Here is a 21,646-nt window from a genome sequence, read left to right as displayed (position 1 = left end):
AACCCCGTCTTCTCCGCTCGCCGCTCTTGTCAGAGGGGGGAATGAGCTCTTAGTCTAGTTCGCTGGTCAAGTGTCGGAGTGTCGAGGGATTGACAGACCAGGGGCGACCGTAATGCATCGATCGGCGAGACGAAAATGGGTCGGGATCTTCGGGATCGTCCTCTGCGTGACGGCTGGGACCGGGACGGGGGCGAGGGCGGACGACGCGAGGTTGGCCGACTACTTCGGATTCCTCCCGCTCGAGGTCTACAAGCTCGACAGCCGCATCAGCAACCTGCTGCTCAAGGATCTCGACGGCGACAAGGTTGACGACATCATCGTCGTCAACAACGGCCGGTCCCGCATCGACCTCCTGCTGACCGGCAAGAAAGACGGCGCTGGCGATGAGCCCTCGGCGACCGAGAAGGAGACGAATTACCTCGCCAATGATCGCCGGATGCGGCTGGTCAGCGTGCCCGTGAACAAGGAAGTCGTCAGCCTCCAGGCCGGCGACTTCAATGCCGACGGGAAGCCGGACCTGGCGTATTACGGGACCCCGGAAGGGGAGGTCATCGTCCTCTTCAATGACGGTCTGGGCTCGTTCGGGAACCCGAAGCGGATCAACACCGGTGAGGCCGTCGAAAGCGGGACGTCGCTTGCGGTCGGCGACCTCAATCGCGACGGCCGGGACGATCTCGCGCTGCTCGGTCAGGGTGAGATCGTCGTCATCAGCCAAGGAGACGGGGGCAAGCTGAACGAGCCCGAACGGCTGCCCCACACGTCGAGCACACCCCGGATGCTCCGGGCCGTGGACCTCGACGGGGATGGCGGAGATGACCTCGTCATCCTCGACGGAGGCGCCGAGGATCCGATCCGCGTCCGATTCTCGGCCGCGGGCAAGAGGCTTGGGCCCGAGCAAAGGTTTGCGGTCGAGTCCCCGAAGGCGATCGCATTCGCCCAGGTCGACGGCAAGCCCGGCGCGGAGCTGCTCACGATCGAGAACCAATCGGGCCGTGCCCGTGTCCTCACGCTCGACGAGTCGGAGGGCGACGACCAGGGGAAACGCGGCCGACTGATCTTCTATCCGCTCCCCCCCGGCAACGAGCGCGGGCGATCCCTGGCCGTCGGCGACCTCGACGGCGACGGCAAGCCCGACGTCGTCGTGACCGACCCGGCGAACGCCCAGTTCCTCGTCTACAGGCAAGACGGCAAAGATGGCCTCGGGACGAGCCAGAGCTTCCCCGGCCTGGTCGGCGGCAAGACGGTTCGCCTGGCCGACCTCGACGGCGACAAGGCGGCGGAGGTCATCGTCCTCTCCGAGCAGGAGAAGCAGATCGGGCGGAGCGTCCTGGCCGGGAACCGGCTGACCTTCCCCACGCCCCTACCGATCAGTGGGGAACCGGTGGCGCTCGACGTGGCGGACCTCGACGGCGATAAGACGCCCGAGATCCTGTATGTCTCGCGGACGAACGCAAACGGCTCCGACGCCTTCGCGCTCCGCGGCTTGAAGCGGGACAAGTCTGGCGCGATGCTGCCGTTCCGCTGGGGTCAAGAAGACAACGTGCCCTTGAAGACCTTGACGAGCGCCCCCCCTGCCCTTCAGGTTGTCGACGTCAACCGCGATGGTCAGGTGGACATCCTCGTGTTCAACTCGTTCGGCAGCCCTCTGCTCCTCCTCGGCCGAGCCGGCGAACCCCCTGCCCCCGCGGGCGGGAGTCTCGGGCCGTTGGCCGGCGTGACGCCCGCCGGGCTCAGCCTGATGGACCTGAAAGGGCCGTCGCTCATCGTGGCCCAGAACACGTTCGCGCGGAACATCTTGCTCGACAAGGAAGGGCGTTGGGAGGTCAAGGACCAGTACAACACCGGGCGAGGCACGGCCCAGGTGATCGGCGCGGCTGCGCTCGACACCGACGGCGATGGGGCCAAGGAAATCGTCCTGCTCGACAAGACGTCGAAGTCGCTCCTCTTCCTCGAGGCGAAAGACGGGGTCTACCGGCCCAGCGGCACGCTCTCCGTCGGCTCGATCGACTTCCAGGGGATGCACGTCGCCGACTTCGACGGCGACGGTCGAGACGACCTCCTCCTCGCGGGAACGGACCGTTTCGGCGTGGTGCTCACGGGGAGGAAGGGGCTTCGCCTCAAGCCGATCGCGAGCTACGAGTCGAACCGCACCGAGGCCCGGCTCTCGGACCTCGCCGCGGGGGATCTCAACGGTGATGGGCGGATCGACATCGTCCTGACCGACGTTGCCGAGCACTTTATCGAGATCGTCTCGTTCGTTCCGCCCTCCACGCTCGAACGAGGCCTCTCGTTCAAGATCTTCGAACGGAAGTCGTTCCGCGAGATGAACAGCCTCCTCGAGCCTCGAGACCTGGGCGTCGGCGACGTCGACGGCGACCACAAGTCCGACCTCGTTCTCATCGTCCACGACCGCGTCCTGGTGTATCGACAGGACTCCGGCAAGGCCGACGAGGAGAAGGCGAAGTAAGAAAGAGCCCTCGCCGATCGACGTGGTCGACGGAATGATCGACGCACCGACCACCCGCCTTCGGAGATAAAGGCGGGTGGTTCGCATTGTGGAGGGAGTTTTGCGAGCGGAGCCCCTCAAGTCCTGGTTGTTTCTGGAGCAAGATCGAAAACCGCGGGGCAAGAGTGCCCCACCCACCCGGGGGAGTCTTCCCAACCGTTGCCGAGTGGGTGGGAACGGAGGACTCTCGGATCGAGATTCAGGGTGCCTTGCCCTCGATGACCAGGTCGATCGCCGAGAAATGCTCGTGGTCGCTTTGGGTCTGGCGGGTCTCGATGCGGACGAGGTAGACGCCCGGGGTGTCGATGCGGAGGGTGGTACGCTGGCCGGCCTTGGCGCCGGGCTTGAAATCCATGTCGAAGGCGGATTCGAGGATCACGTCCCCGGAGAGGTCGGGGAGGTCTTTCTGCCCGACCTTCTCTTCGCGGGCGACGAAGAAGTGGACCACGACATTCTCCAAGGTCTTGTGGGGATAGACGTTCGTCAACATCCACTGGACCTTGATCGGGTCGTTGACGCGGGCGCGGAGCACCGGTCGAGGGTTCTTGCCGGAGGCGGGGGGCGTCTGGTCAACGAAGGCCGCCTCCTGGCCCTTGGGCGACGAGACGTCGAGGCGAATCTTGGCGTGCTCGGCTCGCGCCGAAGGGGTGATGAGCGTGATCGAGATTGCGAGGAGGAGGAAGGCCGGTCGGAACATTGGGGAAGCTCCGGGAGGGATGGTCGGTGGCCGACTGGCGAACGCCGGGGTCTCCGCATCCTAGCCTGACAATCGCCACGCTTCCACCATTCCCGACGATCCTTCCTCTCGACGAGGGCATGGTTGCGTCGCGGTCGACAATCGCGTGATAGGGTTCCTCACAAGCGTCGTTATCGACGGTCGACGGATGCGCCTCACGCATCACTGACCGCGAAGACTCTCCGCTTTTCAGGAGGAATGGACGTGATCTTGGCGAATCGTTGCCGGATGACCTTGCTCGGTCTCGTGGTCGCGGGCGCGGCGACCTCTCTGGACATCTCCACCTCGAGGGCCCGTGCGGGTGAGTTGGCCTCGAGCCAGAGTGCCTACACGGAAACCCAGGCGCGTCGGGTAATGGGTCGACGTCCCTTCGACCCCTTCCGCCACAAGACCCTGTATCTGTCAAGCTATGCCGGGACGAACTATCCGTCCGCCGCGCCCAGGGCTACGCTCGCCCCGACCGGCGTCGCCTACCCGACGAGCCGATCGAGCCGTCCTTTCTTCGGCTGGTTTGGCACCAATCGCTGACAGACTCGGCGTCGAGTTAGCGCCAGGTCGGTTCACGACTCGTCGGGGCGGGTGGCCGAGGGGACGCTTGCGAAGCCCGGCCGCCCGGATTGTGTCTCCCTTCCCTCGCGGGGTCGTGGGCGATCATCAAGACCTGGCCGAGTCGGTCGACCCTTCGACGTCGATGCGCCGTCCTGGCTCGAGAAACTTTCACGGGCCGGGGCTTGGCCTGTCGGTTGCTGAGACAATAATTCCGTCGGGCCTCGGCCGCTGGCCGTCGCGTTGATGAAGACCGTTCGTCCCGCCGGTTGGGGCAGAGGACTTGAAAGGACGGTCCGTCAGATGAGTGCGGGCGACTTGCGAATCGGGATCGTGGGTGCCGGTCAGGTGACACGGTCGCGGCACATCCCCGGCTTCCTCGCGCTCCCAGGGGTCAAGATCGTCGGCGTCTGCAACCAGCGTCGAGAGTCGGCCGGCAAGGTTGCCCGCGACTTCAACATCCCCAAGATCTTCAGCAGTTGGGAAAGCTTGATCGAGGACGACGCGATCGACGCCGTCGTTATCGGAGCGTGGCCTTACCTCCACTGCCCTGTCACGCTCGCGGCCCTCGAGGCGGGGAAGCACGTGCTGACCGAGGCGAGGATGGCGATGAACGCGCGCGAGGCGCAGCGGATGCTCGACCATTCTCGAGAGCATTCGAGGCTGACCACAATGGTCGTCCCAAGCCCTTACGGGCTCACGGGCGATCGCTTCCTCCGAGCGTTGGTCGACGATGGCTTTCTCGGCCATCTCCGCGAAGTTCATGTCCAAGGGCTCAACTCCGACCTCGCCGACCCGAAAACGCCGCTCGGGTGGCGGCAGACGACGAAGTATTCGGGCTTCAACATGCTCACGCTGGGGATCCTCTACGAGACGATCCTCCGCTGGGTAGCCCCCGCCAACCGCGTCATCGCCCATGCGTCGAAGCGTATCCCGCGACGACGCGACCCGGAGACCGGCGAACCGTCCAAGGTAGGGACCCCGGACAGCGTCCAGGTCCTGACGACCCATGAGGACGGGTCGTGCGGGGTCTATCGGCTCAGTGGCATCGTCTGGCACGAGACCGGGATGGTGGTCACGCTTTTCGGGAGCGCGGGGACCCTCGTCTACGACCTCACCCGCGATGAGATTCGCGGCGGACGTCGCGGCTCGACGGAGTTGGAGCTGATGCCCATCCCGCCGGAGCTCCGTGGCGGCTGGGAGGTCGAGGCCGAATTCGTCGCCGCCATCCGAGGGGAACGGCCGGTGACGCGGACCGACTTCGAGACCGGGGTCAAGTACATGCAGTTCACCGAGGCGGTCGCCCGGAGCTCGCGCCATGAGTCGCCGGTGGCCCTACCCCTCCGCGAGTTCTCGAACCCGAGCCTGTGACCGTAGGAGTCGAGTCACCTCGCCTCGTCAGCGCGCGGAGACTCGCGAGAACCTGAGCCGAGGGCCGGCCGGGAGCGGGACGAGCGGCTTCGCGGGATCCTCGGACTTGTAAGAATTCTCGACCCAGGCCTTCAGGCGTTCCGGGTTGTGCGCGAGGTGTTGCCCCTCGAGCCAACGGTCGTACTCGACGAAAGGCTCGTGGAGCCTTTCCGTGCCGCCGAAGGCGACATGACCGTAGTAGGTCGAGAAGGCCCCCAGGGCTTCCTTCGGCGACTTGCCGGCCTGGCACATCAAATAGAGTCCGCTCGCGAGGCCCGTACGGTCCGAGCCCGACTTGCAGTGGATGAGCAACGGATATCGGCAACGCCCGAAGAGGTCGATGAGGCGGAGCAGTTCCTGCCGCGTCGGTCGTCGCGTTGCGCTGATCGGGAAGTCGTAGAAGTCGATCCGGGCCTCTTCCACCAGGCGAACTTCATTCGCGTAGAACGAATCCGCCTGCGACCCTCCTCGAAGGTTCAGGATCGAGGCCACCTTGTAGGTGTCGACGAGCGTGCGCAGATTTTCTTGGGGTTGCGCCGAGCGCAGGACTCGATCCGCCTCGACGACGCCGAAATTGCCGTGCAACAACGGATTCCGAAACGTCACCGCCAGCGCGGCGATCACGACGAGGAAGGACCCGCCCAGGATGGCGAGTCGACGTCGACGGCGAATGGGGGGACCTTCACGCTGGACCAAGACCGGGTATCCTTTCCCAACGTCCCCCTACCTGCGTTTCCCCATTCATTGAGGAAATCCCCGACAATTTATCGGTCTACAGTGGGGGGTCAACACCAATCTTAGGCGCGTGCCAAGCCCAAGGCCATCTCCTGCGAGAGAGTTCGCCGCAAGGCTTACGGATCAGGCCCGCCTCGGCCCGATCATCATCACGGCGGCCCCGATCGGCGCGATAATGCCGCCGATCCTGCCGCATCGATCGAGGTGTCTCCGTCGACGGGCTACCCTCGGATGGCGGGCGGGAAGATCTCTACGCCGCCGTACGCGGCGTAGACGCAGCCGGGCGGAGCGGACTGGAACGTCGGGAGCGTGCCGTACGCAGGCCGCGTCGCGCCGATGACGGCCAGCCAATCCCCCTACCCTCGCGGAGGCAAAGTCGGATCAGGCAGTCGGCGCTGATCTCGCAGAGTCCCGCGGCGACGAGGATGGCGAAAACCCTCGCGATGGCCAGGCTTGGGCCGCCGTATCCGTTTCCTTAGGGCCGATCAATCTGCGTCGAGGTAGTCCTCACGCTCGAGGCCGCGGAGGTAGTCGAGGGCCTGTTCGACGGTCCCGACGGGGGTGCCGGGGACTCGGCCGCGATCGTCGAGGTCGCGGAGGAGTTCCAGGTCGTCGCGCGCCTCGGGACTTTCGGGAGTCCGACGCGACTTCAACCCGGGTGGCCGTTCGCGGCGATCGAGCAAGTCGGCCTGGTGCCCGATCAGCCAGAGAGTCCGCTCGGTGACCGAGCCTCGGAGGGACTGGACGGCGGCCGCGATCGGAAATTGGGGGTCGATCGCCTTGCCGACGTCGTGGAGGAGCGCCGCCAGGAGGAATTCCTCGTCGTACGGACGCGCCTCGCGGGCGAGGTCGAAGACCTGGAGGCTGTGGTAGAGGGCGTCCCCTTCCGGGTGGCGCTTCGGGTCGAGCTTCACGGCCTCGAGTGGGTCGAGGCGCAGCTTGTAGATGGCGAACCGGTCGAGGTGATCCGCCATGGCGATCACCTCGGGGACATCCTCGAGGTCTTCGACGACGTCGGGCGCGGAGTCGCCCTCGGTGTTCGAGCCTTCAAGGAGGGCCAATTGCTTGAGGACCTCGTCATCGGAGGGGAGGTCGCCGGGGCGGACCTTGTGGCCGAGGACGGCGGCCGCCTTCCGTTTGGCCGCGTAGCATTGGCTCTCGGTCGCCTCGCGCTTCGGCACCCCGTCTTCGACGGGTGAGGGCGTGATCGCGTCGAACAATCGACGCGCCGCCTCGGCCGCGATCTGGCGACGGAGTCGAGGAGTGGCCTGGGGCGACTGGTATCGCTTCTTGAATCGGTCATGCATGACGGTCACTCGTCGCAGACGACGTCGGTCAGGGTTAACAACGCTCCTCGCGAAACCAGGTCGGTCAGGACCTTCCCTTCATTCGCGTCGTCGATAGCCCGGATGGCGTCCACGACGATCGCAACGCGACAGCGGTGATCGAGGAGCCAGGAGGCCGCCGCCTTGACGCAGTAATCCGTCGCCACGCCGTAGACGACAAAAGTCGGATGCCCGCGGTCATAGAGGGCGAGGAGCCGACCGGCCTCAGGGTGGCTGGAGACGTCGTACTCTTGCTTCTCGACCGTGAGGTGCGCCGGAAGACTTCCGACGAATCCCTCGTCCGACGCGAGGATCTGCCCGCCAGGCCAGGCCGTCGCGTCGATCCGGGACTGCCCCGACGTCCCCAGGAGACAATGTGGGGGGAAGACTTCGAGCTCGCGGTCGTCGGGCGAATGGGCGCAGGCCGTGGCGAACACGGGGATGTCGTTCGTCCTGGCGAATCCCGTCAGACGTGCCAGGTTGCCCACGATCGCCAGGGAGTCGGGGACGTACAACGCCCCCGAGGGCTCGAGGAAATCTCGCTGGGTGTCGATGTCGACGAAGACCAATGGGCCCTGAAGCATCGGCAAGGTCTCGAAGGTCCGAGGACGGTTTCTGAGGGGTGCCACATCGCCTAGCGGCATGACTGAGACCGTTCGAGCGTACCCACGACCGCGATCGGGGGATAGCCGGACTCGTGGCAACTTGCCGGAGGGGATCAGTCTCGCTTTCGGCAAACGTAGACCTGGGCGAGGTCATCCTCGGTCGTTGGCCCGAAGATCACGTCGACTTCGAAGCCCGCGCATCGGAGTTTGTCGGGAAAGTCAGTGCCGAACTCGGTGAAGACGGGGTAGCCGACATCCCCGCCCGGATGGTGGATCGGGGGGACATGGTGGACGAGACTGCCGTCGGGCGCGATCGAGGCTCGAGCGAATGTCGTCGCGACGCCCGGGAGGAGTGGGATCGTGAAGAGGTGGATCCCTCCAGGCACCAGGACCCGGTCGATCTCGCGGAGGGCTGCGTCGAGGTCGGGGACATGCTCCAACGTTTCGGAGGTCAGCACGAGGTCGAAGGAGTGGTCGTCATACGTGAGCCGAGTCAGGTCTTCGCATCGGACCCCTTCGACGACCTGCCCGGGCTCGACGCCGGGTTGGAAGTCGGAATATGCGAGCTTCGGGAGCGATCGAAGCTGGTCGTGGAGGCCCTCGACGAGATTGATCTCCGCGACTCGCAACGACCGAGCCTCGGGGCCGCGGACCCACTCGGCGACGGACTTCGCAGGTTGAGGTGGGTTCCCCTCGGTGAAGACTTCGAGCAGGACCTGGGCCAGTCGCCGGGCCCGCAGCTTCGCCCCGCACCAGTAGCAGTCGCACGACTCCTTCCGCGCGAGGGCGGCGGCGAGTCGAGGGGAGAGCCCCCAGAACTCTCGAAGCCGACCGGGGATGACCCGAGGTCGATACAGCATCGGCCCTAGTCGGCCGCAGACCCGGCAGACCTCGATCCGACGGCTCGCGACGGCGTCGAGCAGCTCGCCCGTCTCTGCTGCGAGTCGATGCCCCCGGTTCCAGGCGGGGAGGAGGATTCGTTTCAACCGAACCGGGATGCGAGCCATGAGCGATGTCTTGTCCTGTTCGAGAGGCCCTCGCGGGTCGCCTTGACCCTCATGATACCCTCGGCTACGATGACGTTTGCCCTTGGGCCGAGGTGTGGAATTTACGCAAAGAGCAGTCGTTAAAACAACCTAGGACGACGGCGATGGCTTACAGCACGGGTGTGGTTCGGCACAAGACGCGCGAAGTGGGTCTGGGCGATCACGTGGTCGGCGGCGACAACCCGATCTGGGTCCAGTCGATGACGACGACGAACACGTTCGACGCCGAGGCGACCATCGAGCAGATCCGCCGCCTGCAAGAAGCAGGCTGCGAGATCGTGCGTGTCACCGTCCCCAAGAAGGAGGACGTCGAGGCTTGCCGCCTGATCCGCGCGAACATCAACATCCCGCTCATCGCCGACATCCACTACGACTACCGGATGGCCCTGGCCTGCCTCGACGCGACCACCGCGGACGGCCGACCCGCCGTCGACAAGATCCGGATCAACCCCGGCAACATCGGCGGCGAGGAGCGATTCAAGGAAGTCGTCCGGAAGGCCCGCGACAAGGGGATCCCGATGCGGATCGGGGTCAACTCGGGGAGCCTCGAGAAGGACCTGATCGAGAAATACGGCTTCCCCTGCCCCGAAGCCATGGTCGAGAGCGCCCTCCGCGCGATCGAAATGGCCGAAGGCCTGGGTTACAAGCAGATGATCGTCTCCTTGAAGGCGAGCCACGTCCCGACCGCCGTCGAATGCTACTCCCTGTTCGCGTCCAAGTGTGACTACCCGACCCACGTCGGGATCACCGAGGCTGGCTCGAGGGAGTACGGCACGTTGAAGAGTGCGGCGGGGATCGGCGCGATCGTGCTCCGGGGGATCGGCGACACGATTCGGGTCTCGCTCCTGGGCGACCCGGTCCCCGAGATCGCGGCCGGATTCGACATCCTCCGCGCCTGCGACCGGCGCGTGACCCGACCCGAAGTCGTCGCCTGCCCCACCTGCGGCCGGCTCGACATCGACCTCGAACGGATCGTCGCCGAGGTCGAGGCCAAGATGGCCCACCTCAAGAACCCGCTCCGGATCAGCATCCTCGGCTGCCTGGTCAACGGCTTTGGCGAGGCCAAAGAAGCCGACATCGGCATCGCCGCCGGCTCCGGCAAGGGGGTCATCTTCAAGCGAGGGGTCCCGATCCGGCACGTCAAGGAGGCCGACATGGTCCAGGCGCTGCTCGAGGAGGTCGAACGCTTCGAAGAAGACACGCCGGCCCTGAAGTCGTACCAGGAGAAGAAGAAGTCCGTACTGCCGGTTCTCAACTGATCGGGAACGATTCCCCGAAGTCCCACAAGGAGGCGGGCCGTTGAGTCTCTTCAAGCGTCGCAAGGACCTCGGGGTCGTCCTCCTCGCGGTCTGGCTGATTGCCCAGGGGGTGATGTCGCTCATCAGCATCCCCTTCGTCACCCCCCTGCTCGCCCTGCTCGCGATCGCCGCCGGCACGCTTATCCTGGTCGATCGCTAGCACACTTCGAGGCCCAGGATGCTCTGCCCACCGGTAGTCTGAGCATCTCGGATGGTGGGTGGTGTACTCCTACCCCGCCAGATTTTTGGCCCACTCTGATGCAAGCCCGAATCGCCGACGAGTGAAACCCCTCACGCATGATCGTGAGGAGACTCACTCGCTGGCGCTTCGGGCTTGTAGAGATTCGATTCGCCTACGCGAGTAACCCGGGCACGACGTTGCCGTGGACGTCGGTGAGGCGGAAGTCGCGGCCCTGGAATCGGAACGTCAGTCGGGTGTGGTCGATGCCGAGGGTGCGGAGGATCGTGGCGTTGAAGTCGTGGATGTGGACCGGGTCCTTGACGATGTTGTAGCAGTAGTCGTCGGTCTCGCCGTAGGTGATGCCCGGCTTGATCCCGCCCCCCGCCATCCACATCGTGAAGCAACGCCCGTGGTGGTCGCGCCCGTAGTTGTCCTTGGACAGGGCCCCCTGGCTATAGACCGTACGACCGAATTCCCCTCCCCAGATGACGAGGGTCTCGTCGAGGAGGCCCCGCGCCTTGAGGTCCTTGACAAGGGCCGCGGCGGGCTGGTCGACGTCCTTGCACTGGCCTCGGATCTGGGTCGGCAGGTTGCCGTGCTGGTCCCAGCCCCGGTGCATCAACTGGACGAATCGTACGCCGCGTTCGACCATCCGCCGCGCGAGCAGGCAGTTGCGGGCGAAGCCGCCGTCGACGCCGGTATCGTCGATTCCGTACATCTGGATGGTCGACGCGGGCTCTCGCGAGAGGTCGGTCAACTCGGGGACGGAGGCCTGCATCCGATAGGCCATCTCGTACTGGGCGATCCGGGTGTTGATCTCCGGGTCGCCGAACGACTGGGCGGCCATCTCGTTGAGCCGGCCCACGCCGTCGAGCATCCTGCGCCGAGTTTCGGCGTCGATGCCGGGCGGGTTCGAGAGGTAGAGGACCGGGTCGTCCCCCGACCGGAAGCGCACCCCCTGGTGCTGGGTGGGGATAAAGCCGCTGCCCCAGAGCCTCGAGAAGATCGGCTGGTCGGTCTTGTTCCCGCTCCCTTGGGAGATCAGGACGATGAACGCGGGCAGGTTCTCGTTCTCGCTCCCGAGCCCGTAGCTCAGCCAGGCCCCGAGGCTGGGCCGACCCGGTTGCTGGTGACCCGTCTGGATGAAGGTCGTGGCCGGGTCGTGGTTGATCGCCTCGGTGTTCAGCGACTTGACGATGGCGATGTCGTCGACGATTTCCGCCGTGTGCGGCAGCAACTCGCTGACCCACCCGCCCGACTGGCCGTGCTGGGCGAACTTGAACATCGGGGCGACGCACGGGAACGACTTCTGCCCCGAGGTCATCCCGGTGACCCGCTGGCCCATGCGGACCGACCCCGGGAGCTCTTCGCCGTGGTGCTCCTTGAGTTGCGGCTTGTAGTCGAAGAGGTCGATGTGCGAAGGACCGCCCGACATGAACAGGTAGATGACGTGCTTCGCCTTGGGGGCGAAGTGCGTCGGCGCGGCCATCAGCCGGGGGTTGAGGAGCGAGGCGAGTGCGGCCGTGCCGATCCCCGTGGCGGTCCTGCCGAAGAACTGCCGACGGGTGACGAGGCGTTGATGTTCTAGCGTCGGGTCGAGCATGGCGTTACCCCTTGGTGACGGTCTCGTCGAGGTTGAGGATCGCGCCGGCGACCATCGACCAGGCGGCCAATTCTGAAGGATCGAGCGACTCGTTCCTCGGCGATTCGCCCACGTGGAGCAGCTTTTTGGCGGCCTCGGCGTCGCGACGATAGGCGGCCAACTGCGAGGCGTAGAGCTCTTTGAGGACGGCGACTTCCAGCGGCCTGGGCCGCCTCGCGGTGGCGAGTCGGAATGCGTAGGTGATCCGGTCTTCGTCCGACGCCCCCCCTTCGGTCATCATCCGCTCGGCGAGCTTCCGCGATGCCTCGACGTATGTCGGGTCGTTCATGAGGACGAGCGCCTGGAGCGGGGTATTGGTGCGGGACCGGCGGACGGTGCACGTCTCGCGGTCCGGGGCGTCGAAGGTGGCGAGCGTCGGCGGGGGCGAGGTACGTTTCCAGAAGGTGTACATCGTCCGGCGGTAGAGGTCGCGTCCGTGGCTCTGCGTATATGTCTGGGCCGTCCAGTTCTTGCCGTCGAGCCTCGAGGCCAGCTCCTCCCAGAGTCCCGGCGGCTGATAGGGCGAGACGCTCGCACCGCCGATTCGGCCGTCGAGGAGCCCGCCCACGGCGAGCGCCTGGTCGCGGATGAACTCGGCCTGGAGCCGGAGCCTGGGGCCTCGGGCAAGGAGGCGGTTTTCGGGGTCCTTGGCGAGTCCTTCGGGAGTGACCGTCGAGGACTGGCGGTAAGCCTCGGACGTCACGATGAGCCGGATGAGCTCGCGGACATCCCAGCCGTCCTGGAACTCGACCGCCAGCCAGTCGAGCAGCTCGGGGTGGCTGGGGACCTCGCCTTGCGAGCCGAAGTCTTCGGCCGTCTTGACGAGCCCGGTGCCGAAGAACATCTGCCAGAACCGGTTGACCGTGACGCGGGCCATGAGGGGATGCGAGGGGTCCACGAGCCATCGCGCGAGGCCCAGCCGATTCCTGGGCGCATCGGCGGGCAGCGGCGGGAGGCTTGCGGGGACCCCCGGGGTCACCTTCTCGCCGTGTTTGTCGTACTGGCCTCGGACGAGCAAGAACGTGTCGCGAGGCGTGGCCATCTCCTGCATGACCATCGTGGTGGGGACGGTCTTCTCGACCCCGTCGAGTGCATCCTGGAGCTTGGCGCGACGCTCGGCGGCCGCCTTCAGCTCGGGCGAAGCCTGGGACCGGAAGTACGTCCGAAGATGGGCTTTCTGCATCGGGTCGCGCGCCTGGGCCGCGGTCGCGAGGATGTTCGCGACTCGCTTCGGCAGCGACTTCGTGCCGGCGGCGTGCTCCGCCCTCGAGGCCGAGAGTCGGAATTTCCCGAGCTGATGCTGGCCGAACGGCGACTCGAAGTCGAGGTTGACCGTGACGGGCTGTTCGGGGGCCGAGGCGATTGGCTGGTCGAGCTCGAAGATCGCGGAGTGCGCCTTGCCGACCTCGGGATAGATCGCCCAACCGGTCGAAGGTTGGCCGTCGATGGCAAGCGTCACGGGGAAATCATCCTGGCTGAAGTCCGCGGCGGCCGCCTTGATCTTGAGCGGCCCTGCCCCTTCGACCCGGAACTCGGTGAGGACCATGTTGCCGTTCGCCGACCGGCCCGGTCCTTTGGCGGCGAGCCGAGCATCGGGGAGCGCCTCGAGTCGAAAGGCCCGGACTCCCGCCAGGTCTCCGGCGACGACGACCGAGTAGGAGTCGGTCGACGGGTTCGTCCCTTCGACCTTGATGGAGCGATCGTCTTGGGCGACCAGGGTGGCTCCCCCTTTGGAGCGAACCTGCACGGCTTCGAGCGGAGTCCAAGTTCCCTCCTTCGACGCGTCCGTCGCCGAAGCCTCCCAACGGGCCTGCGCCTCGTCGAGTGCGGGCGAGTCGGCATTGAGCTGAGCGTCGAGCTCCGCGATCGAGGCCGTCAATCGGTCGAGCTCGGCCTTCTGCGTCGGATCGGGAGTCGAGAGTTGGGGCGAGGCGTTGCCCTTGCTGCCGTCGAGCCCATTCTCCTGGATGTTATTGAAGAATGCGTACAGTTGATAATATTCTTTCTGAGTGATCGGGTCGAATTTGTGGTCGTGGCACTGCGTGCATCCGACGGTCAGTCCGAGCCAGACGGTCCCGGTCGTGTTGAGCCGGTCGATCACGTAGGCGGTCTGATACTCCTCGGGGATGGCCCCTCCCTCGAAGTTGATCATGTGGTTGCGGTTGAATCCGCTCGCGACGCGCTGGGAGACCGTCGGTTCGGGGAGGAGGTCGCCGGCGAGTTGTTCGATCGTGAACTGGTCGAACGGGAGATTCCTGTTGAATGAGTCGATGACCCAGTCACGCCAACGGGTCATGTCGCGCCCGCTGTCGATGTGGTAGCCGTGGGTGTCGGCGTATCGCGCGGCATCGAGCCAGTCGAGGGCCAGGCGTTCGCCGTGGTGGGCCGACCTGAAGAGCCGCTCGACGAGTCGTTCGTAGGCGTCCGGGCGGGTGTCGGCGAGGAATGCGTCGACTTCGGCCGGAGTCGGCGGCAGGCCGGTCAGGTCGAGCGTCACCCGGCGGATCAGGGTTGTCTTGTCCGCCTCGGGGGCGGGCTTCAGGCCTTCGCTATTGATTCGGCCGAGGAGGAACCGGTCGATCGGGTTCGAGGTGGCCGGGACGCCCTTCGGAGTCGGGACCTCGGGCCGTCGGGGCGCGACGAACGACCAGTGAGTCTGGTACTTGGCCCCCTGGTCGATCCAGGATTTCAGGAGGGCTTTTTGGTCGTCCGTGAGGGCCTTGCGGCTCTCCGGCGGCGGCATCATGAAGCCCTTGCTCTTGGAGTCGATCCGCTTCGCGAGCGTGCTCTTCGCGGCGTCGCCGGGGATGATCGCGGGCTCGCCCGACTCGGCCGGTCGGAGGGCGTCGTCGCGGACGTCGAGCCGGAGCTCCGCCTGGCGCTCGTTGGCGTCGGGGCCGTGGCACTGGAAGCAGTTGTTCGACAGGATCGGCCGGATCTGCCGGTCGAAGTCGACGACGTCCTTCGGCGAGGCGGCGTGCAAGGTCGTCGCGAGTCCGAGGAGAATCATCCCCGCCTTCGGCAGCCAGTGACCACTCATCGTTCGTAAGACCCCTTCCAGGAATGCAACCGAGCCACCGACCGCAAGACCATGATTATATCCCGAGGGCGTGGCGCTGAGAACAAGCTCGGAAGGCCCCAGGTCCACCACCGGGGGGCACGCCAACGCGACGTCGAGTCCCTGCGCCGGATGCTCGGGGATCCGGGTCTTCGGTCTCTGTCAATCTCGGGGCGAGGATCGGGGCGCCCGACCCCCGTTGACGACGACCGGTCACGCCTCGGCTTGCCGATTCCAGGCCGAGCCACGTATCTTCGAAACGTCAGGCCAGGAGGCGACGGATTGGCCGATGTCCGAGGATGAGGATGCCGCCCCACCCCCAAGCCCAGGATTTTCTCGAGAAACTGGCGGCGATCGGGGCACCCGCGGTCGAGACGTTGCCCGTGTCGGTCGGCCGCTCGGGCTTCGAGTCGTTGCGAAAGCTGTCGGGGCCGGCCGAGCCCGTGGCGTCGGTCGAGAGCCGGACTCTCGCCGATCAGGTCACGATTCGAGTTTACCGCCCCGAGGGCTCGGTCCTTCGCCCTGTCCTCGTTTTCTTCCACGGAGGCGGATGGGTCTTCGGGAGTCTCGAGACCGTCGATGGCCCCTGCCGAACGCTCGCCAACGCCTCGGACTGCGTGGTCGTCTCCGTCGGGTATCGCCGGGCTCCGGAGCACCCCTTCCCCGTCCCGCTCGAGGACTGTTACGCCGCCTCGAAGTATGTCGTCGAGAATGCCGAGTCGCTCGGCGTGAACCCTGATGAGATCGCGGTCGGTGGCGATAGCGCCGGGGGCAACCTGGCGACGGCCGTCGCCCTGCTCGCCAGGGATCGCGGGGACCTTCGGATCGGATTTCAGTTGTTGATCTATCCGGTGATCGACGCGACCCTCGACACCCCGTCGTACCGTGAATTCGCCCAGGGGTACGGGCTGACGCGGTCGACGATGGCGTGGTACTGGAGCCGGTACCTCGCGAACGTCGATGACCGGGAGAACCCCCTGGCCTCCCCGTCTCGGGCGAAAGACCTCGGCGGACTTCCTCCCGCCTGGATCCTCTCGGCGGAGTTCGACCCGCTTCGCGACGAGGCCGAAGCCTATGCCGGGCGCCTGGAAGAGGCCGGGGTCTCGGTCGAGCTTCGGCGCTATCACGGGATGATCCACGGCTTCGTCCAGATGGCCGGGATCCTCGACGACGGCCGGACGGCGCTCCTCGATGCGGCGTCGGCGCTCCGGGACGCCTGGCGCCGTTGACGACTTGAGGCGGGCGTTCAGGACTTGGGAGCTTCGGCGTCGTCCCGACCGACCAGGCTCATCAGCGCGGGCCGGATCTGTTCCAGGCTAAGTCGAACGCGAGCGAGAGCGACCTCGGCCTCGGCGAGGTCGCCGGTGCGACCGATCTCCTCGAGCCGGGCGACCACGATCGTCGCGGCCAGGCCCCCGAGGATCGATACCGACCCTTTCAGCGTATGGGCCCCAAGTCGGAGTGCTTTCGCGTCACCCCGATCGATCGCCTCGGCGAGCCCCTGGATCATCCCAGGCGCATCGTCGAGGAACATCTCCGTAATCTCCCGGAGAATCTCGCGATTGCTGTTGAGGTTCGCCAACGCCGAGTCGAGGTCAAGAATCGTCCGAGACAGCCCCTCCGTGTCGGACACCGATTCGGATTCGGCGGGTTGGCGTGAATGCCTCTCGAGGATGTCCATGAATGTCGGCCAGTGGACGGGCTTGGGGATGTAGTCGTCGAATCCGCCGTTTAGACAACGCTCGCGATCTCCCTTCGTCGAGCCCGCCGTGATCGCGATCACCGGCATGTGTCGGCCCGTCCCGGCCTCACGCCCCCGGATCGCCGCGGTGACCTGGAATCCGTCCATCACTGGCATCTGGACGTCCATCAGCACGAGGTCGAACGGCTCGGCCTCCAACCGCTCGAGCGCCTGGGCCCCGTCGTTGACGACGACGACCTGATGCCCATGCTGCTCGAGCATCAACCTCGCCAGTTTTTGGTTCACCATGTTGTCCTCGGCGATCAGGATCCGCGCGGGGCGGACGGGAGGAATCGCTCGACCGGGAGGGGATTCGGCCGTTGCCGAGTCGTCCGACCGGGTTGTGTCCATCGACGACGCCTTGGCGTCCTCCAACTCCGAGGGGCGAATCGGCTCCACGAGAAAGCTCCTCACTCTCAGGTCCCGACAACACACCGCGTCGATCGCTCACGCCGGGCGAGAGATTCGCAACCGTCAGGCCGGTGGAGTGGGACTCTTGCTTAAATAAGCGGACAAGGTCGAATCCCTCGACACCCGGCATCCCGGCATCGGACAGGATCAGGTCGAACGATTGTTTGGTGGCGAGGGAGCGAGTGATCGCGTCAAGGGCCGCCGAGCAGGGAGATGTCTAGTTGGCAAAGCTTTGAAAAGCTCCGGATGCCAATACCGAACGCCAACCCTTCGCCAAGGGCCGCATTTCCATGCGATCGCGAGAGAATCCACGCCCCGACGTCGGGCGAAGTCAGCCCCGAATGGGGAACGGACGAGACAAGGCGAGTGTATCCGCGGAGGGGTTCAGATGAAAACGGTCATCTTCCTCAATTCGACGGAGTTGATCTGCGGATCGTCTTCGGCCTCGGTTTGTAAGACCGATTTTGGGTGGTTGGGGAAAAAATTGGATGACATCGAAACCCTCGCGACACTATTAGGATGGAGGTTGGGTGGAGGCGTGCGAACATGCCACTTGACTCCAAGGCTCGATCGGAGGAGAGTGAATGAGCATCCCCCAATTCCTGGGAAGTCCGGCCGCGCCCTCTCCGACGGCCGAAGCTCTCCACACCCGTTGGTTTTCACTTCAATGATGAGATGAGATGAGTTGAGATGGATGATCTATGTCCAGGATCTCGCATCCCGAAGCATGCGATCCTAGGACCCGGATTTGATATTTCGGAATCGGAACCGAACGACTCTAAGATAACGTCGATGAGAGCGTAATCTGTCGGGAGATGTCTTGGATTCGAGGGATCGAGCGGTGACCCGATCGCGACCCATCCTCGTGGTGTAGGCGCGCGGCCGGTCCCGGCGGTATGGACGTCGATTGATGGAAGTCCCCAAGGGTCGTCGTTGATCCGTGAGAGGCCAGGTTCGCGGTACGCGCCGAGCCACGACGAGCAGGGAATTCACGATTCTCCGAGCCGAGGTACGACGTTATGCGCGCTCTACGAAGGGAACGAACTCGAGTGGTTCCACACGCGAGAATGAGTCCGTACTCCTGCACTCGCGTCGCGACGGTCGTCCGCGGGGCGTGCGGAGTCCTGGCGAAATTGGCGTTGTTGGTCACGATCCTTGCTGTACTCCTCTCCCGGATCAATCCGCCCGCCCCCTCGGCCAGGGCTTCGGCCACGGCCCCGCTCATCCTCGGGCCGGAGACGATCCCGGACCTGACGCCTCCGAAGACGGTGGTGTTCGACCCGGAGACGGGAAAGATGGATCCGTTAGCGTCGAGGGTGGGGATGGATCTGAGCCACGCCAGCGGTTCCCCCTGGCGCGACGAGCGCGGGCGAACTCAGATCGTCGGGGTCCTCTCGGGCCTTCTCCAGGGCGGGGCCACCGAACCGACACTGGTCCGGGCTTCGCTGCCCGATGGTAGCTTGCTCGATCAACTCGCCATGGAAATCCTGCCGGCCGGGCGTCCTTGCTGGTTCCCGGACCGCTCCGCCCGGATCCTCTACGTTGATTCTCGGTCCAACCTCGCCCGGTTGGAGTTCGAGGGTCGGCCGAATCGTCGGAGCGAGTTGCGGCCGACGCCCGTTCGTTGGGGAGACGATGTCCTCGGTTCCGATGGTCTGTTCCGCGGTGACCTCTTCTGGCCGTCCGACCCTCGCTTGAAAGGACGGATCCTCGCCTCGTTGAGCCCTCGCTCTACCTTCGGCGGGGTCGCCCACCTCGAGCGTGATCAGATCTGGTGGCTCGAACTCAACCCCGAATACACCAAGATCGTTGCCGCGGGCCGGCTGACCCGTCCGAACGTGCCGGACGATGGGCTGACGACGGAACGCTGTCCCACAATCGGGACGGACCGGTCGGGGCGTCTCCTCCTCGCCTACCTCGACCGTCGGTCGAGCGAGCCGAGGTCCCAATGGACATTGAAGGTCGCTCCGATCGAACTCGAAGCGGACTCAGGTGTTCCCTCGGTCGTCACCGCCGAGTCTCGGACGATTTGCAAACAATGCGTCGCCACTCCCCCTTCCTTCTCGCTCGACAATCGGTGGCTCCGTTACCTCACCTGGCCCAAAGCACCGGGCCCCTGGCAAGTCCAGCGCTTCGCGCTCCAGGATCCACCCAAGGGCCCCAACTCGTCTCCGCACAATCCCAGCCCCGCCACGGCGCGGGCGTCGGCCGAATCCGTCGCCGATTATTTTTAAGCAACGGCCGGGCACGGCGTTCGGGTCCGCCCCAGGTCGAGCAAAGGTTTTTTTAGCCACGGATGAAACACGGATGGAACACGGATAAATCAAGAATAAAAACGATCAACAGGTGACGCAGATGGGAACAAATGATTTATTCAATAAATTTGAAAATTTTATTGAATTTCCTGCCTGAGCCCATCTGCGTCATCTGTTGATAAATTCTCTGATCTCTCGATTTATCCGTGTTCCATCCGTGTTTCATCCGTGGCTGAAAAATCTCCATCCTCAATCTGTGGCCGATTCCAGCCCGATGTCGGGTCGTTGTCATGAAGCGTCAACAGCTGATTGGGGCGGGATTCAGCCCCCGTGGCGGACGACACGCCCTGACCGAGCCCCCGTGTGGCGGCCTTGCTCGAGGACGATCCGGCCGTTGACGACGAGGAACTCGACCCCTTCGCTGTATCGGAACGGATCTTCGTACGTGGAATGGTCGAGGATCCGGTCGGGATCAAACACGACCACGTCGGCGTATTGTCCCGCGCGGAGTAGCCCCCGATCCGTGATCCCAAGCTTCGACGCGTTCAGCGACGTCATCTTGCGGACCGCATCCTCGAGCCGGATCACCCCTCGCTCTCGGACGTAGACGCCCAGCACTCTCGGGAAGGTCCCGAAGCTGCGAGGGTGGGGATAGCCTCGGCGAAGCGGCCCCTCGATGGCGTAGGCCGAGCCGTCCGAGCCGATCGAGCACCACGGTTGCGCGAGCGCCAGGGTCATGTCCTTCTGGGTATGATGCTCATAGATCGTGGGGATTGACCCTTGCTGCTCGCTCAGGACGTCGAAGAGAACGTCGAGGGGGTCGGGGGTCAGGGTTTTCCCTCGGCTCCAGTCCTGGATGACCCGATCCATCGTGAGCCCCCCGTACTTCCCACCGCCATTGACGAGCATCCGACGCCAGTCGCCCCCGACCGCGGTGTAGTGGTTGTACCAGCCCGGAATCCCCTCCCGAATGTCGGTCTTCAGGCGAGGACGGAGCGCAGGATCCTTCAGCCGTTCGAGCATTCGAGCGGTGCCTCCCTCGTGGGCCCAAGGGGGGATGATGCTCGCGAGGTTGTTGTTGCCTCGAGTGTACGGATAGACGTTCGTCTGGACGTCGACGCCACGTTTCCGGGCGTCCTCGATCAACGCGATGATTTCATTCATCCGGCCCCACGACCTCTGGTCGGCGATCTTGACGTGGATGACGTCGACGGGAATACCCGCCCGTTCTCCGACCGCGATCGCCTCCTTCACGGCGTCGAGCACACCCGTCCCCTCGTTGCGGATGTGTGACGAGAAGAGGCCGTGATGCCTGGCGACGACCTTTCCGAGCTCGACGATGTCATCCGTCGTCGCGAGCGAGCCCGGGGGCATCGCGAGCTGGCTCGAGAGTCCGAAGGCCCCCTCTGTCATCGCCTGGTCCACGACTGCCTTCATCGTGTCCATCTGCGAAGAGGTCGGACGCTCGAAGGAGTCCCCCATCGCCATCTGCCAGACGGTGTCGAGCCCCACGTACGAGGCGACGTTCACGGCGATCCCCGCATGTTCCAGGGTTTCGAAGTAGCCCCCGAGCGTCTTCCACTCGACCGGCTTTCCCCCGACGATCGCCGTCTCGGGTGTCTTCGATGGGCCGGCCGATCCCCCTTCCCCGATCACCTCCGTCGTCACTCCCTGACGGACCTTGCTCTGGGCGTTCCCGTCTTCGAGGAGGAGGAGGTCGGAGTGCGAATGCATATCGATGAAGCCGGGGGCGATGACCATCCCCTTGGCGTCGATCACGCGCCTGGCCTCGCCGGTAATTGCGCGGCCGACGGCCACGACCCGGTCCCCTCGGATGGCGACTTCTCCCCGGAACCAGGGATTGCCGGTCCCGTCAACGACCTTCCCGTTGCGAATGACCAGGTCGAATGGCGGCTCCGCAGCTCGCGCGGGAGAGATCATGAGGACGGCAAGGCCGATCGCGATGCCCAACAGACGTCGGCACGGTTTCATGGAGGACTCCTTCATGAGGGCAGGACCAGTCACTCGTCCACGTCGCCTACCTTCGCTGGCGATGACCACCGAGCTCGATTCGCGAAGGTCGCTGGCGAAGACGGAATGTACCAGAGCCCGACGGCAAAACCGTGGTCCAAAGCTGTTCCCGCCATGACC

17 protein-coding genes are annotated in these 21,646 nt (G+C 65.1%); 7 read left to right on the top strand and 10 right to left on the bottom strand.

Annotation, left to right across the window (positions count from 1 at the left end):
* The first annotated feature begins 112 nt into the window (after nt 1–112).
* Nucleotides 113–2,467 carry an FG-GAP repeat domain-containing protein gene (locus ACYOEI_RS01030; protein WP_462847390.1) on the top strand — a complete coding sequence of 785 codons (2,355 nt, stop codon included), beginning with the start codon at nt 113–115 and terminating at the stop codon, nt 2,465–2,467.
* A gap of 238 nt (nt 2,468–2,705) precedes the next feature.
* On the opposite strand, the gene ACYOEI_RS01025 is transcribed toward ACYOEI_RS01030, so the two are convergent.
* Complete coding sequence (locus ACYOEI_RS01025; RefSeq protein ID WP_462847389.1) at nt 2,706–3,203, bottom strand: hypothetical protein; 498 nt, start codon at nt 3,201–3,203, stop codon at nt 2,706–2,708.
* Between the two features lie 243 nt (nt 3,204–3,446).
* Here ACYOEI_RS01025 and ACYOEI_RS01020 point away from each other — a divergent pair, with 243 nt between their 5' ends.
* Both ACYOEI_RS01020 and ACYOEI_RS01015 read left to right on the top strand, forming a co-directional pair.
* Nucleotides 3,447–3,770, top strand: coding sequence for a hypothetical protein (locus ACYOEI_RS01020; RefSeq protein WP_462847388.1), 324 nt, complete (start codon nt 3,447–3,449; stop codon nt 3,768–3,770).
* Nucleotides 3,771–4,091: 321 nt separating this feature from the next.
* On the top strand, nt 4,092–5,159 hold the full coding sequence (locus ACYOEI_RS01015) for a Gfo/Idh/MocA family protein (RefSeq protein WP_462847387.1): 1,068 nt from the start codon (nt 4,092–4,094) through the stop codon (nt 5,157–5,159).
* Nucleotides 5,160–5,186: 27 nt separating this feature from the next.
* Here ACYOEI_RS01015 and ACYOEI_RS01010 read toward each other — a convergent pair whose 3' ends face one another.
* The 5 genes from ACYOEI_RS01010 to ACYOEI_RS00990 form a co-directional block, all read right to left on the bottom strand.
* Nucleotides 5,187–5,894 carry a fused DSP-PTPase phosphatase/NAD kinase-like protein gene (locus ACYOEI_RS01010; RefSeq protein WP_462847386.1) on the bottom strand — a complete coding sequence of 236 codons (708 nt, stop codon included), beginning with the start codon at nt 5,892–5,894 and terminating at the stop codon, nt 5,187–5,189.
* Nucleotides 5,895–6,154: 260 nt separating this feature from the next.
* Nucleotides 6,155–6,271 carry a YnfA family protein gene (locus ACYOEI_RS01005; RefSeq protein ID WP_462847858.1) on the bottom strand — a complete coding sequence of 39 codons (117 nt, stop codon included), beginning with the start codon at nt 6,269–6,271 and terminating at the stop codon, nt 6,155–6,157.
* Nucleotides 6,272–6,418: 147 nt separating this feature from the next.
* Nucleotides 6,419–7,240 carry an HD domain-containing protein gene (locus ACYOEI_RS01000; protein ID WP_462847385.1) on the bottom strand — a complete coding sequence of 274 codons (822 nt, stop codon included), beginning with the start codon at nt 7,238–7,240 and terminating at the stop codon, nt 6,419–6,421.
* A 5-nt stretch (nt 7,241–7,245) separates the two neighbouring features.
* Nucleotides 7,246–7,842 carry a cysteine hydrolase family protein gene (locus ACYOEI_RS00995; RefSeq protein ID WP_462847384.1) on the bottom strand — a complete coding sequence of 199 codons (597 nt, stop codon included), beginning with the start codon at nt 7,840–7,842 and terminating at the stop codon, nt 7,246–7,248.
* 134 nt (nt 7,843–7,976) lie between these two features.
* Entirely contained in the window at nt 7,977–8,870 is an 894-nt protein-coding gene (locus ACYOEI_RS00990; RefSeq protein ID WP_462847383.1) for a class I SAM-dependent methyltransferase, read from the bottom strand.
* Nucleotides 8,871–9,013: 143 nt separating this feature from the next.
* Here ACYOEI_RS00990 and ispG point away from each other — a divergent pair, with 143 nt between their 5' ends.
* A complete protein-coding gene (gene ispG / locus ACYOEI_RS00985) occupies nt 9,014–10,168 on the top strand; it encodes a flavodoxin-dependent (E)-4-hydroxy-3-methylbut-2-enyl-diphosphate synthase (RefSeq protein ID WP_462847382.1) in 1,155 nt (384 codons plus the stop codon).
* A 40-nt stretch (nt 10,169–10,208) separates the two neighbouring features.
* Nucleotides 10,209–10,367, top strand: a complete 159-nt coding sequence (locus tag ACYOEI_RS00980) for a hypothetical protein (RefSeq protein WP_462847381.1) — start codon at nt 10,209–10,211, stop codon at nt 10,365–10,367.
* Nucleotides 10,368–10,560: 193 nt separating this feature from the next.
* Here ACYOEI_RS00980 and ACYOEI_RS00975 read toward each other — a convergent pair whose 3' ends face one another.
* Both ACYOEI_RS00975 and ACYOEI_RS00970 read right to left on the bottom strand, forming a co-directional pair.
* Entirely contained in the window at nt 10,561–11,991 is a 1,431-nt protein-coding gene (locus ACYOEI_RS00975) for a DUF1501 domain-containing protein (RefSeq protein ID WP_462847380.1), read from the bottom strand.
* Nucleotides 11,992–11,995: 4 nt separating this feature from the next.
* Nucleotides 11,996–15,070: a PSD1 and planctomycete cytochrome C domain-containing protein gene (locus ACYOEI_RS00970; RefSeq protein WP_462847379.1), complete on the bottom strand. Its 3,075-nt coding sequence runs from the start codon at nt 15,068–15,070 to the stop codon at nt 11,996–11,998.
* Nucleotides 15,071–15,393: 323 nt separating this feature from the next.
* Here ACYOEI_RS00970 and ACYOEI_RS00965 point away from each other — a divergent pair, with 323 nt between their 5' ends.
* Nucleotides 15,394–16,317 carry an alpha/beta hydrolase gene (locus ACYOEI_RS00965; protein WP_462847377.1) on the top strand — a complete coding sequence of 308 codons (924 nt, stop codon included), beginning with the start codon at nt 15,394–15,396 and terminating at the stop codon, nt 16,315–16,317.
* 17 nt (nt 16,318–16,334) lie between these two features.
* Here ACYOEI_RS00965 and ACYOEI_RS00960 read toward each other — a convergent pair whose 3' ends face one another.
* Nucleotides 16,335–17,228 carry a response regulator gene (locus ACYOEI_RS00960; RefSeq protein ID WP_462847376.1) on the bottom strand — a complete coding sequence of 298 codons (894 nt, stop codon included), beginning with the start codon at nt 17,226–17,228 and terminating at the stop codon, nt 16,335–16,337.
* Nucleotides 17,229–18,307: 1,079 nt separating this feature from the next.
* Here ACYOEI_RS00960 and ACYOEI_RS00955 point away from each other — a divergent pair.
* Nucleotides 18,308–19,474, top strand: a complete 1,167-nt coding sequence (locus ACYOEI_RS00955) for a hypothetical protein (RefSeq protein WP_462847375.1) — start codon at nt 18,308–18,310, stop codon at nt 19,472–19,474.
* A 342-nt stretch (nt 19,475–19,816) separates the two neighbouring features.
* Here the strand turns inward: ACYOEI_RS00955 and ACYOEI_RS00950 are convergent, their stop codons facing one another.
* Complete coding sequence (locus tag ACYOEI_RS00950; RefSeq protein WP_462847373.1) at nt 19,817–21,487, bottom strand: N-acyl-D-amino-acid deacylase family protein; 1,671 nt, start codon at nt 21,485–21,487, stop codon at nt 19,817–19,819.
* Between the last annotated feature and the right edge of the window lie 159 nt (nt 21,488–21,646).

Source organism: Singulisphaera rosea, assembly GCF_054877945.1.
This window is presented reverse-complemented; position numbering and strand designations above follow the sequence as displayed.